The sequence below is a fragment of the Halomonas borealis genome, assembly GCF_004798905.1.
GTDB lineage: Bacteria > Pseudomonadota > Gammaproteobacteria > Pseudomonadales > Halomonadaceae > Halomonas > Halomonas borealis.
On record NZ_SDMO01000012.1, the window covers coordinates 49,782 to 62,978 of the forward strand.

General features: G+C 69.6%; 11 protein-coding genes. 8 read left to right on the top strand and 3 right to left on the bottom strand.

Going from position 1 to position 13,197, the window contains the following annotated elements:
- Positions 1-78 precede the first annotated feature (78 nt).
- From ETC07_RS12160 to ETC07_RS12185, 6 genes are all read left to right on the top strand, one after another.
- Positions 79-2,034: a ligand-gated channel protein gene (locus ETC07_RS12160; RefSeq protein WP_136248789.1), complete on the top strand. Its 1,956-nt coding sequence runs from the start codon at positions 79-81 to the stop codon at positions 2,032-2,034.
- A 91-nt stretch (positions 2,035-2,125) separates the two neighbouring features.
- The gene (locus ETC07_RS12165) at positions 2,126-3,001 is read left to right on the top strand and encodes an ABC transporter substrate-binding protein (RefSeq protein WP_168709221.1); all 876 of its coding nucleotides are present in this window, start codon (positions 2,126-2,128) and stop codon (positions 2,999-3,001) included.
- Positions 3,002-3,157: 156 nt separating this feature from the next.
- The gene (locus ETC07_RS12170; protein ID WP_136248791.1) at positions 3,158-4,096 is read left to right on the top strand and encodes an ABC transporter substrate-binding protein; all 939 of its coding nucleotides are present in this window, start codon (positions 3,158-3,160) and stop codon (positions 4,094-4,096) included.
- A complete protein-coding gene (locus ETC07_RS12175) occupies positions 4,096-5,124 on the top strand; it encodes a FecCD family ABC transporter permease (RefSeq protein WP_240724635.1) in 1,029 nt (342 codons plus the stop codon). Before ETC07_RS12170 ends, ETC07_RS12175 begins: the two co-directional genes overlap by 1 nt.
- A 31-nt stretch (positions 5,125-5,155) precedes the next feature.
- The gene (locus ETC07_RS12180) at positions 5,156-6,247 is read left to right on the top strand and encodes a FecCD family ABC transporter permease (protein ID WP_240724642.1); all 1,092 of its coding nucleotides are present in this window, start codon (positions 5,156-5,158) and stop codon (positions 6,245-6,247) included.
- Positions 6,244-7,032, top strand: a complete 789-nt coding sequence (locus tag ETC07_RS12185) for an ABC transporter ATP-binding protein (protein WP_136248793.1) — start codon at positions 6,244-6,246, stop codon at positions 7,030-7,032. Before ETC07_RS12180 ends, ETC07_RS12185 begins: the two co-directional genes overlap by 4 nt.
- Positions 7,033-7,107: 75 nt before the next feature.
- On the opposite strand, the gene ETC07_RS12190 is transcribed toward ETC07_RS12185, so the two are convergent.
- From ETC07_RS12190 to ETC07_RS12200, 3 genes are all read right to left on the bottom strand, one after another.
- The gene (locus ETC07_RS12190) at positions 7,108-7,656 is read right to left on the bottom strand and encodes a PRC-barrel domain-containing protein (protein WP_136248794.1); all 549 of its coding nucleotides are present in this window, start codon (positions 7,654-7,656) and stop codon (positions 7,108-7,110) included.
- A 121-nt stretch (positions 7,657-7,777) separates the two neighbouring features.
- The gene (locus tag ETC07_RS12195) at positions 7,778-8,746 is read right to left on the bottom strand and encodes a ferredoxin family protein (RefSeq protein ID WP_136248795.1); all 969 of its coding nucleotides are present in this window, start codon (positions 8,744-8,746) and stop codon (positions 7,778-7,780) included.
- Positions 8,743-9,585: an ABC transporter ATP-binding protein gene (locus tag ETC07_RS12200; protein ID WP_136248796.1), complete on the bottom strand. Its 843-nt coding sequence runs from the start codon at positions 9,583-9,585 to the stop codon at positions 8,743-8,745. Before ETC07_RS12200 ends, ETC07_RS12195 begins: the two co-directional genes overlap by 4 nt.
- 487 nt (positions 9,586-10,072) lie before the next feature.
- Here ETC07_RS12200 and ETC07_RS12205 point away from each other — a divergent pair, with 487 nt between their 5' ends.
- Both ETC07_RS12205 and ETC07_RS12210 read left to right on the top strand, forming a co-directional pair.
- Positions 10,073-11,830, top strand: coding sequence for an IucA/IucC family protein (locus ETC07_RS12205; protein ID WP_240724636.1), 1,758 nt, complete (start codon positions 10,073-10,075; stop codon positions 11,828-11,830).
- Entirely contained in the window at positions 11,823-13,196 is a 1,374-nt protein-coding gene (locus ETC07_RS12210; protein WP_136248798.1) for a type III PLP-dependent enzyme, read from the top strand. Before ETC07_RS12205 ends, ETC07_RS12210 begins: the two co-directional genes overlap by 8 nt.
- The last annotated feature ends 1 nt before the right edge of the window (position 13,197 follow it).

Here is a 13,197-nt window from a genome sequence, read left to right on the forward strand (position 1 = left end):
GAATCTTAATGATAAAAATTCCTATTCAATGAATGGTCGGTCCATCGAGGCCGACGGGATCTTCAGGAGTCGCCCTACATGTCGTTCCCCTCTCCCCGAACCGCCCTCGCGTCGCTGGTCACCAGCCTGGCGGCCTCCGCCGCCATGGGCCAGGAGACGACCGAGCTCGATGCGGTCGTGGTCACCGCCGCCGGTTACGAGCAGCAGATTCAGGATGCCCCGGCCTCGATCAGCGTCATCGACCGCGAGGATCTGGAAGGCCGCGCCTATCGTGACATCACCGATGCGCTGCGCAACGTGCCGGGCGTGACCGTCACCGGCGGCGGGTCGTCCCAGGACATCAGCATCCGCGGCATGGGGGCCAAGTACACCCTGATGCTGGTCGACGGCAAGCGCCAGGGCTCGCGAGAGACCCGGCCCAACAGCGATGGGCCGGGCATCGAACAGGGCTGGCTGCCGCCGTTGTCGGCCATCGAGCGCATCGAGGTGATCCGCGGGCCCATGTCGTCGCTGTATGGCTCCGATGCGCTGGGCGGGGTGATCAACGTCATCACCCGCAAGGTGCCGCAGGAGTGGGGTGGCGAGGTCTCGACCAGCCTGACGCTCCAGGAAGACGCTGATTCCGGCGACGCCCACAACAGCCGCTTCCACGTGGCCGGCCCGTTGGTCGACGAGCGGCTCGGCCTGCAGGTCTACGGCCAGTACGACCAGCGCGACGAGGACGCCATCGTCGATGGTTATGCCGATCAGCGCCTGGCCAGCGGCACCGCGAAGCTGACCTGGACGCCCGACGAGATCCACGAGCTCGGCCTGGAGGCGGGCTACAGCCGGCAGCGTCGTATCACCAATCCCGGGGAGTCCGTCGCGCTGGCAGGGAGACGGGGGCCGAACGAGCGATCCGAGCAGGAATACGATCGTCGCCACGTCGCGCTCAGCCACGATGGGCACTTCGATGCCGGCAGCACCACGAGCCATGTGCAGCACGAAGAGGTCGACAACCCCTCGCGCGACATGAACTACCAGAGCAGCGTGGCGGATACCAAGATGGTGCTGCCGCTGGGGGCCCACATGCTGACCCTGGGGGGGCAGTACGAAAACCAGCGCCTGGAGGACGGCGGCAACCAGTCCAGGACGTCTAGCCTGAGCGAGCTGGAACGCTATCGCTGGGCGCTTTATGCCGAGGACGAGTGGCGAATGACCGAGGCCTTCTCGCTGACCGGTGGCGTGCGCCTCAACGAGGACGAGAAGTACGGCAGCCACTGGTCGCCGCGTCTCTATGGCGTGTGGCAGCTGGACGATCGCTGGACCCTGAAAGGCGGCGCCTCCTCCGGCTTCCGAGCACCGGACCTGCGTCACACCAGTCCCGGCTGGGTCCAGGTCAGCCGCGGTGGCAACATCTACGGCAATCCGGACCTGGAGGCGGAGACCTCGCTCAGCCAGGAGCTGGGCCTGCACTATGCCGGCGACGACGGCCTGATGGCCGGCTTGACCGTCTTCCATACCGACTTCGAGGACAAGATCACCCGGATCACCTGCCCGGGGGCCATATGCACCGACGGCGTCAATCAGTTTGGTTCCGATCCCACCTACCGGGTCAACGTCGATGAGGCGGTCACCCAGGGCGTCGAGTTTTCCCTGTCCACGCCGCTGGCCGACACCCTGGACCTGAACACCAGCTATACCTACACCGACTCCGAGCAGAAGAGCGGCGAGTACGAGGGTGATCCGCTCACCCAGCTGCCCAAGCACCGGGTCACGGCGTCGCTGGACTGGCAGGCCACCGAGCGCCTGAACCAGTGGACCCGCCTGACCTATCGCGGCGAGGAGAGCCAGCCCACCACCGGCCCTTCCCAGAGTGCCATCGTCGCCCCGTCCTACACCTTCGTGGATGCCGGCCTCGGTTACCGGCTGACACCGCAGACCACCGTCAACGCCGGTCTCTACAACCTGTTCGACGAGGACATCACCGGGGACGAGTACGGCTATGTCGAGGATGGCCGCCGCCTGTGGCTGGGGGTCAACGTCGAATTCTGATCGTCGCTATCGAGCACGCCATAACGCCGCGGTCGGGCTCAGGTCGGGCCGTGACAATGGCTGATCCATGAACGAGCCACAGGAGAGCATGATGACGACGAACTGGATGCGGACGGCCGTGATGGTGGGTGCCTGCGCGGCGCCGATGATGGCCCAGGCCCATCAGGTAGAAGGCGAGACGCGGGCCCCCGAGGTGGTCAGCTTCGACTGGGGTGCCGCGGATACCCTGGCGGCCCTGGGGCTGGCGGATCGCCTCGTCGGCGTGCCGCATCAGCCGGCGCCGGCCTACGTGGCGCACCTGGTGGAGGGGCGTGCCGATGTGGGAGGGCTCAAGGTGCCCGACGCCGCGGCGGTCGCCGAGGTGGCGCCGGACCTGATCCTGGTCACCGGTCGCCAATCCGACTCGCTGGAGGCGCTGCGGGCGGTGGCCGAGACTCGAGACGTGACCCTCGGCGAGGGCGATTACTTCGCGGCGCTGAGCGACAAGGTGCTGGGGATGGCCGCGCCCTTCGGCGCCGAGGCGCAGGCGCGCGAACGTCTCGAGGCCCTGCACGCCGATATCGAAGCGGCCCGCGAGAGCCTGCCCGACGACCTCGAAGCGGTGGTGGTGATCCATAACGACGGCCACTACTCGTTGCGCCAGGCGCCGGTGGTCGACGAGCTGTTGGAGATCGCTCAGCCGGCGGTACCGGCGTCCGTCGAGCCGGTGAGCCGCGGTACCCGCACCTTTCATCCGCTGACGCCGGCCGCCATCGCCGAGATGGCCCCGGATGCGCTGTTCGTGGTCGATCGCAGCGCGGCCATCGGCGAGACCCCGCTGGACGTCGTCTCGCTCGAAGCGGCGCTGGCCGACGAGGGTGGCGAGGCGATCGAGGTGACGGCGCTCTCGCCGGGGCTCTGGTACCTCGCCGGCGACGGCCTGCAGAGCGTGCGTGCCCAGCTGGAAGAGATCACCGGCAGCCTATGAGCCGGCGCCTCCCCACGTGACGGGCGAGCCGACGTTGCGAAACCTCGAACGAGGCGTTGCCGGTCCCGAGGCTGAGGCTTTTCTTGATATTGATTATCATTAGTCATCGTTTTTCATCGCCGGTCGCCCAGGCGCCCGGCGAGCCAAGGAGATTCCATGTCGCTTTCTTTGCCCAAGACGCCGCTGCTGGCCGGTGCCTGCCTGGCGACGGCGCTGGCCGTCGCGGTCGGCTCGGCCCAGGCCCGCACCCTGGACACCGCCCAGGGTAAGCTCGAGGTTCCCGACGCCCCCGAGCGGGTAGTGACCCTCTACGAGGGGGCCCTGGACGCCTCCCTGGCGGCCGGCGTGATGCCGGTGGGCGCGGTGACCACCCGTGGCGGCGATGACGTGGCCCGCTACCTCGAGGCGTATCTCGACGAGGCGCGGCCGGCGGTCGTCGGCGTGGTCCGCGAGATCAACATGGAGGCGGTGGTCGGCGAGCGCCCGGATGTGATCCTGGCCGGGCCGAGCCTCGCCGATGCCCAGTATGCGTTGCTGTCGAAGATCGCACCGACGGTGGTGCCGCAGAGCCCGGGCGTCACGCCGCAGGCCTGGAAGACCGAGGCCCGTCAGTATGGTCAGGCGCTGGGGCGTGAGGACGCGGTGAACGCCGCCATCGATGACGTCGAGGCCCGTGCCGCCGAGCTGGCCGAGCGCGTGGGCGTGGCCGATATCGGTGCCACCGCTAACCTGGTGCGCTGGATGCCCCAGGGGCCGCTGGTGATGTCCGACCGCCTCTTCTCCGCCGGGCTGCTCGCCGCCGTGGGGCTCGAGGTCGACGACGCCGGCCTGATCAACGGGCGTGGCGCCCACAGCGATCCGCTGAGCCTGGAGAACCTGTCCAAGCTGCAGGGTGACTGGCTGTTTTTGGCCACCCTCAACGAGGAAGGCGAGGAGGCCCTGGTGTCCGCCAAGGACTCCCCGGCGTTCGCCCGCCTGCCGGTGGTCGAGAACGACCGGGTGGTGCCGGTGGACGGCCAGCTGTGGACCAGTGCCAACGGCCCGCTGGCCGCCGAGGCGATCCTCGACGACATCGAAGCGGCACTCGTGCCCTGATGTCGAAGGCCACCACCGTCAACACCGAGCCCCGCCCATCGGCGAGGCTCTCCCGCGTCGTGCTGACGCTGTCCGGGCTGCTGGTGCTGGCGGCGCTGGCAAGCCTGCTGTGGGGCGCCGGCGAGGTCGGCCCGGCCCGCGCCCTGGCGGCGCTCGCCGGGCACGGCGACGAGGAGGCGCGCTTCGTGGTCGGGACCCTGCGCCTGCCGCGCACCCTGATCGGCATCGCCGTGGGGTTGGCGCTGGGCGTGGCCGGGGCGCTGCTGCAGGCGGTGTCGCGCAATCCGCTGGCCGAGCCGGGGCTGCTCGGCGTCAGCGCCGGGGCCGCCTTCGCCGTGGCCGTGGCGCTGTGGCTGGGGGCCAGCGCGGCGACCCTGCGCGTCGCCGTGGCCCAGCTCGGCGCCCTGGTGGGCTGTGTCGGCGTGATGAGCGTGGTGCGCCTGCGCGGCTTGGGCGACGACCCGGTACGCCTGGTGCTGGCCGGGGCCGCCTTCTCGGCGCTGCTGGCCTCGCTGACCTCGCTGCTGCTGCTGTTCGATCAGCGCACCGCGGACGAGATCCGCTTCTGGGTGGTCGGTAGCCTGGCCGGCCGCCGCCTCGACGACCTCGTCGCCGTGCTGCCGAGCCTGGCCCTGGCGCTCGCCGTCACCGGCCTGATCGCCCGGCCGCTGGCGGCGCTGGCGCTGGGCGAGCGGGTCGCCTCGGGGCTGGGTCATCGTCCCGGTCGGGTGCGGGCCCTGGTGGTGGTCGCGGTGGCGCTGCTGGTGGGCGGTGCCACCGCCATCGCTGGACCGATCGCCTTCGTCGGCCTGGTGGTGCCCTTCGCCGCCCGTGCCCTGGCCGGCCCCGACATCCGCCGTACCCTGTGGCTGTGCCTGCCGCTGGGCCCGCTGATGGTGCTCGCGGCCGACGTGGTCTCGCGCCTGGTGGTGGCGCCCTCGGAACTGCCCTTGGGCGTGCTCACCGCACTGGTCGGCGCCCCGGTGCTGGTGGCCGTGGTGCGGGCCCGCCGACTACCGACCCTGTGAGCCGGAGACCCGCATGTCCGATACCCTCTCGATGCCCCATCGCGACGACGCCGAGCGCCTCGGGGCGCCGGTCGGCGAACGCGTCGCGCCGCCGCCCGGTTGCTGGCGGCTGGCCCGGGGCGAACGGCACCTGTTGATCGAGCGTCGCGCGCTGGGCGTCGGCCTGCTGCTGTTGGCCGTGCTGCTGGCGGCGTCGCTGGCCTACCTGTGCCTGGGCCAGCAGTCGCTGTCGCCCGCCGGTGCCTTCTCGGCGCTGCGCGGCGAGGGCGATGCCATGGCCGTCTTCGTGGTCCAGGAGCTGCGCCTGCCGCGCCTGCTGGCGGCCTGGCTGACCGGCGCCGCCTTCGCGCTGGCCGGCTGCCTGATGCAGACCCTGGCCCGCAACCGCCTGGCCACGCCGGGCATCATCGGCATCGACAACGGCGCCACGGCCTTCTCCGTGGCATCCGTGGTGGGGCTCGGCGTGTCGCTGGCGCCGCCGGCCATGGCGATGGTCGGGGCCGCCACCGCGGCGGCCATCACCTTCGGCGTGGCCAGCGGCGGCGACACCCGCGGCTACCGCTTCATCGTCGCCGGCATCGGTATCGGCGCGGTGTTCGGCGCCGTCACCCAGTTGTTGCTGGCCCGGGTGGACATCGACACCGCCAACGCCGCCTATCCCTGGACGGTGGGCACCCTCAACGCCCGCTCGAGCGGGGCCGTCACGGGGCTCGCCCTGGGCCTGGCCCTGGCTGGGCCGCTGGCCATCGCGCTTGCCCGCTCGCTGTCGTTGATGCGCTTCGGCGACGCCGTGGCTCGTGGGCTCGGCGTCGAGCTGCGCCGCCGGCGCGTCCAGGTGCTTGCGCTCTCGGTGCTGCTGACCGCCTTGGCGGTGGCGGTGGCCGGCCCGGTGGGCATGGTGGCGCTGATCGGCCCCGAGATCGCCCGCTCGCTGGCCTCGCCCCGGGGCGTGCCGTTGACCGCCTCGGCCCTGGCCGGCGCCCTGGTGATGGTGCTGGCCGACCTGACGGGGCGGCTGTTGCTGGCGCCCATCGAACTGCCGGTGGGTATCGTCACCGCCGTGGTCGGCGGCCCCTGGCTGCTGTGGATCCTGCTGCGTACCGCCAAGAGGACATCGCCATGACCCCGTCCCATCGCCTAGAGACCCGCTCGTTGAGCCTGGCCTATGGCCGTACCCCCATCATCGAGGAGCTGGCCGTCGCGCTGCCGCCGGGCAAGGTGACCGCCATCGTCGGCCCCAACGGCTGCGGCAAGTCGACCCTGCTGGCCGGGCTGGCGCGGTTGCATGCGCCGAGCGCCGGGGCGGTGCTGCTCGACGGCGAGGACATCCGGCGCCTGCCGACCCGTGAACTCGCCCGGCGCCTGGCGCTGCTGCCCCAGGAGGCCACGGCGCCGGAGGGGCTGACCGTGGGCGAGCTGATCCGCTTCGGCCGCCAGCCGCACCAGGGCTGGTGGCGCCAGTGGTCCGGCGACGATCAGCGGGCGGTGGAGGCGGCGGTGGTCGCGGCGGGGCTGGAGGCGCTGGCCGAGCGGCCGCTGGAGGCGCTCTCCGGCGGCCAGCGTCAGCGTGCCTGGATCGCCATGACCATCGCCCAGCAGACCCCGCTGCTGCTGCTCGATGAGCCGACCTCGGCGCTCGATCTGGGCCACCAGCTGGAGGTCTTCGAACTGGTGCGGCGGCTGGCCGCCGATGGGCGGACCCTGGCGCTGGTGCTGCACGACCTGGCCAGCGCCTGCCGCTACGCCGATCACCTGATCGCCATGCGCGACGGGCGGATCGTCGCCCAGGGGTCACCGGCCGAGGTGGTCACCGAGGCCCTGGTGCACGAGCTGTACGGGGTAACCTGCACGCTGATACCGGACCCGGCCAGCGGGGCCCCGCTGTTGGCCGACCTACGCCGGGCCTGAACGCGAGACGCCCCGGCGAGGGCCGGGGCGTCTGAAGGGAAGGGAAGAGTGAAACGGGAAGTGTCGTGTGGCGCGTTATTCGGCGGCCTTCTGGGTCTCGTCGCCGGCCTCCTCGAGGGCGGCACCGGCGCGGGTCAGGGCGCTGGATGTCGCGGCCTTGGTGTTTTCCCAGGCGCTGTTGGCGCCTTCCTTGGTGTCTGACCAGGCTTCGCGGGTGCTCTGCTTGGCTTCGCTCCACCAATTGTCGGTGTATTCCGGCTGCTGAGTGATTTCCTCTTCGCTCAGGGCGACATGGACCACGTATTCCACGTCCTCGAGGCTTTCCCCGTTATGGGTCTCGACGGTGAAGTTGCCGGTCTCGATCACGTACTGCTTCTCGCCCAAGTCGAGCAGGTCGCCGGTGTCGATCACCAGGGCGCGCACCTGCATGTTGTCGTCGAGCAGCACGTCTTCCACTTCGCCGATATCCTGGCCGGGGTCGGCCTGGGTGACGACGTCGGCGTCGGTCAATTCGTCGGCGGAGTAGAGACCCTGGGGGGCGGCCAGTGCGGTGCTACCGGCACCGAGGCCACCGACCAGGAGTGCGCCGAGCAGAGCCGAGTTAAGCGGTTTCTTCAGAGTCATGTGATCGCTCCTTTGAGAAAGTCCATCTTGCAATGGCTCGATACTACGCCACATGACTAGACATTAGGGACCACGGGGGCGATTTCAAGGGGTGCGTGATGCAGAGGTGTTGTGAGCCCCATCAATCGATCCGCGTGGCCCGCCAGACGCGGCTCGGCGTCGGCGGGCCCGCGTCGGCGTCCGAGCAGGTATCGTGGCGGATCAGCTCGCTCTCGAGGCAGCTCACCACCAGTCGGCCCTCCTGCTCGCCGGCCTGCCAGCGGACCGGCAGCCGCCGGCGGGAGCCATCATCGTCACCATCGTCATCGATCAGGGCGTCCTCGACCGAGGCCCTGGCATGGTGGCCGCGGGCCGCGAGCCACTCCAGCGCCGCGACCTGGGCGCATTGCTCGACGGGCGTCAGCCGCGAGTCGCCGCGGTAGCAGGGCAGGTAGGGACGGTCCTCGCCCTCGGCCTCGAGCAGCCCCGGCACCTCGGCGGGGGTGATGCGGCCATACTTGCGCAGGGCGGGCAGCACCAGGGCGCTGGTGGCTAGCCGGCAGCCGCCCAGGTGAGTGCTCTCCCAGACCTCGAAGGGCCGCTCATCACGCGCCACGGCGCCGGCGATGGCCTGGTAGGTGGCATAGCCGAACTTGGCACAGCACTTGTCCTTCTTGCCGTGGGTACAGCACAGGATCAGCGGCCGGGTCACCTTCCCGACGGCCCAGGCGTCCAGCGCGGCGTCATCGGCGAAGGCCGCCAGGAAGGCCTCGAGTTCTTCCCGCGGGACCCGATACTCGCGGCATTCCGGCATCAGGAAGATGCGGTGGAGCTCGGCGTCCTCGCCGCGGCGGTGGATCAGGTTGACGCGGCGTCCCGCCTCGGCGAGGGCCCCGAGGCGCTCGCGCACCGCCTCGGGCATGTCCTTGGCCTGGCGCAGGCTGCGTAGCCACTTGGGGCGTGGCCAGCTGATCAGCAGGTTGCGCTCGGCGTGGGCGGCGCTACCCACCAGCGGGTCGCCGATGGCCAGGCTGTCCTCGGCGCAGAAGCGTTGGGCCGGTCGGGGGTTGGACGACCCTCGACGTTCCTCGGCGTGGCTGGGCGCGGTCATGGTGCCTGTCCTGCCAGCATTTGGCTCGGCGCCTCGGACCTGGCCAGCCGCGGCACGCAGACCGGCTGCCCGCTGTGGGGGTCGCGGATCACGTTGGCGTCGAGGTCGAATACCCGCTTCAGGTTGGCGGCGGTGAATATCTCGCCTGGTGTACCGCGTTCCAGGATGCGGCCGTCGCGCATCATCACCAGCTGGTCGGCGTAGGCCGCCGCCAGATTCAAGTCGTGGAGCACCACCAGCAGGGTACGGCCGTGCTCGTGGGCCAGGCGGGCGAGCAGGTCCAGCAGGTCCACCTGGACCTTGAGGTCGAGGAAGGTGGTGGGCTCGTCGAGCAGCAGCAGCTCGGTCTCCTGGGCCAGCACCATGGCGATCCAGCAGCGCTGGCGCTGGCCCCCTGAGAGCGCATCGACGCCGCGTTCGGCGAAGTCCGTGACATCGGCATAGGCCAGCGCCTCGCGGATGGCGCGGGCATCCCGTTCGGCATCCTGCCGCCACCACCCCTGGTGCGGGAAGCGTCCCATGCCGACTAGCTGCTTGACCGTGAGCCCCTCCGGGGCGGCAGGGCCCTGGGGCAGGATACCCAGGCGCTGCGCGACCTCGCGGGTCGGGCGGCGGTGGATGTCCTGGCCATCGAGGCAGACCCGGCCGGCGCTGGGCGTCAGGGTGCGCGCCAGGGTCTTCAACAGCGTCGATTTTCCGCTGCCGTTAGGGCCCAGCAGCACCGTCAGCTTGCCTTCGGCCACCGCCAGGTCGACGCCGTCCAGCACGCGGCGGGACTCGTATCCGGCGCGCAGGGCTTCGCCTGTCAGTCGCGGCGGCTTGGCGGGTGTCGAGGACATGGGAGGCCCGTGGTGTGATCTCGGAATCAAGGCACCCTAAGGCAATGAATTCTCATTTTCAATGAATGTAAACATCTTCGCTGTATCGTTCGATGCGCGGAGGGTTGGGGCCTAGACAGTCGGGCAGCAAGTGATTATCTTAACAATTCTCATTTGCGATACTGGGTTTGGATCAACGAGGCAAAGCCGGCGCTGCCCCGTCAGCAGGCGGCGATGCCATCGCCTGCAGGTGATAGCGCCGTTAGCGGGAGGGGCTTCGGCCAATGCCGGCGACTCTCTCGATGGCCATGATCATCCCCAACACCCCATGACGACTTCGCAAAGTGATGAGCGAGGGACACGCGGACTCACCGCTCGACGCATGCCGAGGACCGATGGACCGGCAAGCTACCGGTAGGTGAGTCGTCACAGGACGCAATCTTGCGGAGGCCACATGCGCTACGCCCGTTGCTCTCGTCGATCCGACGAGACGAGCCGACATGCATCCATGCATGCGTTGCTGAATTGCATCATCAAGGAAGTGGCAATCCCCCATGACAGCCTGGCCCATCGCTGGCCGGCCCATCGGGAGGGCCTGCCGGAACCGCTGCCTGGCACGCCGCTGCTGATCGAATGGTCGGCCTCGCTTGCGCTGTTCGTGATGGTGGACCGGCGTTCGGTGATCGGCAGCCACTTCTATCTCTCAGAGGTCTATCTTCGGGAGGCGGGGGCCACCGGCTGGTGCATCCCCGGAATGGCGGAGCTGATAGCCTCTCTGCTGGCGCACTGCCGCTGGCACGACGGGGCCCTCAACCGGGAACTCTGCGAGCAGGTCCTGCACAGCCAGGACGTCATGACGACCATCGTCGCCCATGCCGCCGACCGTCCCCGGCTCGATCCGCTGGCGGATTACCGGCGCAGCGAGCAGGGGCTGTGGTTCGGCCATCCCAACCACCCCACGCCCAAGGCCCGGCAATGGCCGTCTCACCTGCGGCAGGACAGACCCGCCTACGCGCCGGAATTCGGCGCCACCACGCCCCTGCACCAGTTTTCTTTCCCCGTGGCCGGGCTCTGCGTCCAGGCCAATCGCCTGAGTGCCCCGGACGTGCTGCCGCAGGTGGCGGATCAGCGCCATGCCGAGGGCGGCGATCGTGTGGTGCTCAGCATGCACCCGGTGCAGGCCGACCTGTTCCGCCGGGATGCCCGGGTGGCGGAGATGATCGAGAGCGGTATCATCGGCGATCTCGGCCAGAGCGGCTGGCAGGCCGCGCCCACCGCGTCGATGCGCACCTGGTACCTCGAGGGACATCCCTGGTTCCTCAAGGGGTCGCTTAACGTGCGCATCACCAACTGCGTACGCAAGAACGCCTGGTACGAGCTGGAGAGCACGCTGATCATCGATCGCATCATGCACCGGCTTGCCCAGCAGCAGGACGCGGCACTCCAGGCGCTGTGCGTGGCCCAGGAGCCGGCCACGGTGCACTGGACCCCCACCGCGGGCAGCGATGACGACCGGCGCTGGTTCCGCGAGCAGACCGGCATGATCCTGCGGGAAAACTTCTGCGAGCGCTTCTCCCCCGAGCGTTGCCTGCTCAGCGCGACGCTGTTCGCCCGGGATGCCCAGCTGGCGCCCATGGCGCTGGCCTTTATCGATGGGGAAGCCTCGGAAGATGGTGGTGAGCCCCTGCCGCCGGAAGGCCGGGTCCGGCAGTGGTTCCAGGCCTACCTGAGCACCTTGGTGGCGCCGGTGCTGGGGCTGTTCTTCCGCCACGGCATCGTCATGGAGCCCCATCTGCAGAATTGCGTGCTGATCCACGAGGCGGGCATGCCTCGGCGAATGCTGCTGCGCGACTTCGAGGGGGTCAAGCTGACCCACGACAAGGGCGTGGACTGGCTCGCCGGAGAGTCGTTGCCTCCCCGGGTGAGGGAGTCGATGACCTATCACCGCGAGCAGGGCTGGAACCGCATCGCCTATTGCCTGCTGGTCAATCATGTCGCCGAGGCGATCCTGGCGCTGAGCTGGCAGCGCCCGGACCTGGGCGAGGCGCTGTGGCAGGACACCCTGGGCGAGCTGTGCCGGGTGCGACGGACCCTGGGCCCGCAGGCTCCCGAGCTGGATGCCCTGCTGGCGGGAGGCGAGCTGCCCTGCAAGACCAACTTCAAGCTGCGGCTGATGGCGAAGGCGGATCGCCAGGCCGAGTACGTGGCGTTGCCGAACCCCTGGTATGCCACCCAGGCCGTGAACCGGGAGGTGGCCTATGGCTGAGCCCGCCGTGATTCCCGAGCACACGATTCCCAAGCGCATACTCGCCGCCATCGATGACCATCGACGGGCCTGCGATGACCCCATGGCGGCGTTCTTCTACGACCTGCCGGCGCTCAAAGCCCATGGCCGCGCCCTGAAGGCGGCGTTACCCCTTGGCGTCGAGCTCTACTATGCCATCAAGGCCAACAGCGAGGCGGCCATCATCGATACGCTGGCGCCGATCGTGGACGGGCTGGAGCTATCGTCCGGCGGCGAGATCGCTCGGGCCTGCGCCAGCGCGACGCCGCGCCCCTGGGTGCTCTCCGGCCCGGGCAAGCTGGACGCCGACATGCGCGAGGCCATGGCTCAGGGCGTCGAGGCCTTTCATGTCGAGAGCCTCGGCGAAGTGGCTCGCCTGCAGGCGATCGCGGCCTCGCTGAATCATGTCCAGCCCGTGCTGCTACGCATCAATCCGACCCTGCCCGAGGAGTTCTCCAGCCGCCTGCGTATGGCCGGCACCGCCACGCCCTTCGGCATCGACGAGGCGCAACTGGCCGATGCCGTGCGAGCGGTCGACGCCGCCGAGAACCTGGCCCTGGTCGGCTTTCATGTCCACGCGATGTCGCATCAGCGCTGTGAGCGGCGGCATCAGCGGCTGCTGGACGCCTACCTGGAGCGCTGGCCCCGCTGGCGCGCGCTGGCACGCGACCCCGAGCGAGTCACCCAGCTCAATGTGGGCGGCGGCATCGGCGTGAACTATCTTCAATCCTCTTCGCTCCACCCGCCCGCGCAGTTCGACTGGGCCGGCCTGTGCGAGGCCCTGGGAGCGCGCCTGGCGGCCATGCCCGAGCCGCCTAGAGTGCGCTTCGAGATCGGCCGTTTCCTCTCGGCCTTCTGCGGCTACTACGCCATCGAGGTGCTCGATACCAAGGTCAGCCACGGGGAAGGCTTCCTCGTCTGCCGGGGCGGCACCCACCAGTTCCGATTGCCCGCGGCCCAGGACCACGATCACCCGGTCATTCACCTGCCACACGACCCCGAGCGGGCGAGGGCGGGGGAGCGCCGTCCCTGGACCGTGGTGGGCCAGCTCTGTACCCCCAAGGACGTGCTGAGCCGCCATCAGGCGCTGGCTGGGGTGGCGGTGGGCGACCTGCTGGTGCTGCCGCTGGCCGGTGCCTATGGCTACAACATCTCCCACGCGGACTTCCTGTGCCATCCCCGTCCCGAGCAGGTCTTCGTCGGCGAGCCCCAGGATCGCCGTGAGCTCGAGGCGCGAGAGAGCGGGCGCGCCGAGCCCGCGAACTGGGCCCGCGAACTGAGCCAAGGCTCTGACCGAGCCACTTTGCCGATCCATGCTTTTTCGAAGGTAGCCTATGTCATCCCATGAA

Coding starts and splice junctions, on each gene's coding strand:
- ETC07_RS12160 (WP_136248789.1), top strand. CDS start 79: ATGTCGTTCCCCTCTCCCCGAACCGCCCTCGCGTCGCTGGTCACCAGC.
- ETC07_RS12165 (WP_168709221.1), top strand. CDS start 2,126: ATGACGACGAACTGGATGCGGACGGCCGTGATGGTGGGTGCCTGCGCG.
- ETC07_RS12170 (WP_136248791.1), top strand. CDS start 3,158: ATGTCGCTTTCTTTGCCCAAGACGCCGCTGCTGGCCGGTGCCTGCCTG.
- ETC07_RS12175 (WP_240724635.1), top strand. CDS start 4,096: ATGTCGAAGGCCACCACCGTCAACACCGAGCCCCGCCCATCGGCGAGG.
- ETC07_RS12180 (WP_240724642.1), top strand. CDS start 5,156: ATGCCCCATCGCGACGACGCCGAGCGCCTCGGGGCGCCGGTCGGCGAA.
- ETC07_RS12185 (WP_136248793.1), top strand. CDS start 6,244: ATGACCCCGTCCCATCGCCTAGAGACCCGCTCGTTGAGCCTGGCCTAT.
- ETC07_RS12190 (WP_136248794.1), bottom strand. CDS start 7,656: ATGACTCTGAAGAAACCGCTTAACTCGGCTCTGCTCGGCGCACTCCTG.
- ETC07_RS12195 (WP_136248795.1), bottom strand. CDS start 8,746: ATGACCGCGCCCAGCCACGCCGAGGAACGTCGAGGGTCGTCCAACCCC.
- ETC07_RS12200 (WP_136248796.1), bottom strand. CDS start 9,585: ATGTCCTCGACACCCGCCAAGCCGCCGCGACTGACAGGCGAAGCCCTG.
- ETC07_RS12205 (WP_240724636.1), top strand. CDS start 10,073: ATGCATGCGTTGCTGAATTGCATCATCAAGGAAGTGGCAATCCCCCAT.
- ETC07_RS12210 (WP_136248798.1), top strand. CDS start 11,823: ATGGCTGAGCCCGCCGTGATTCCCGAGCACACGATTCCCAAGCGCATA.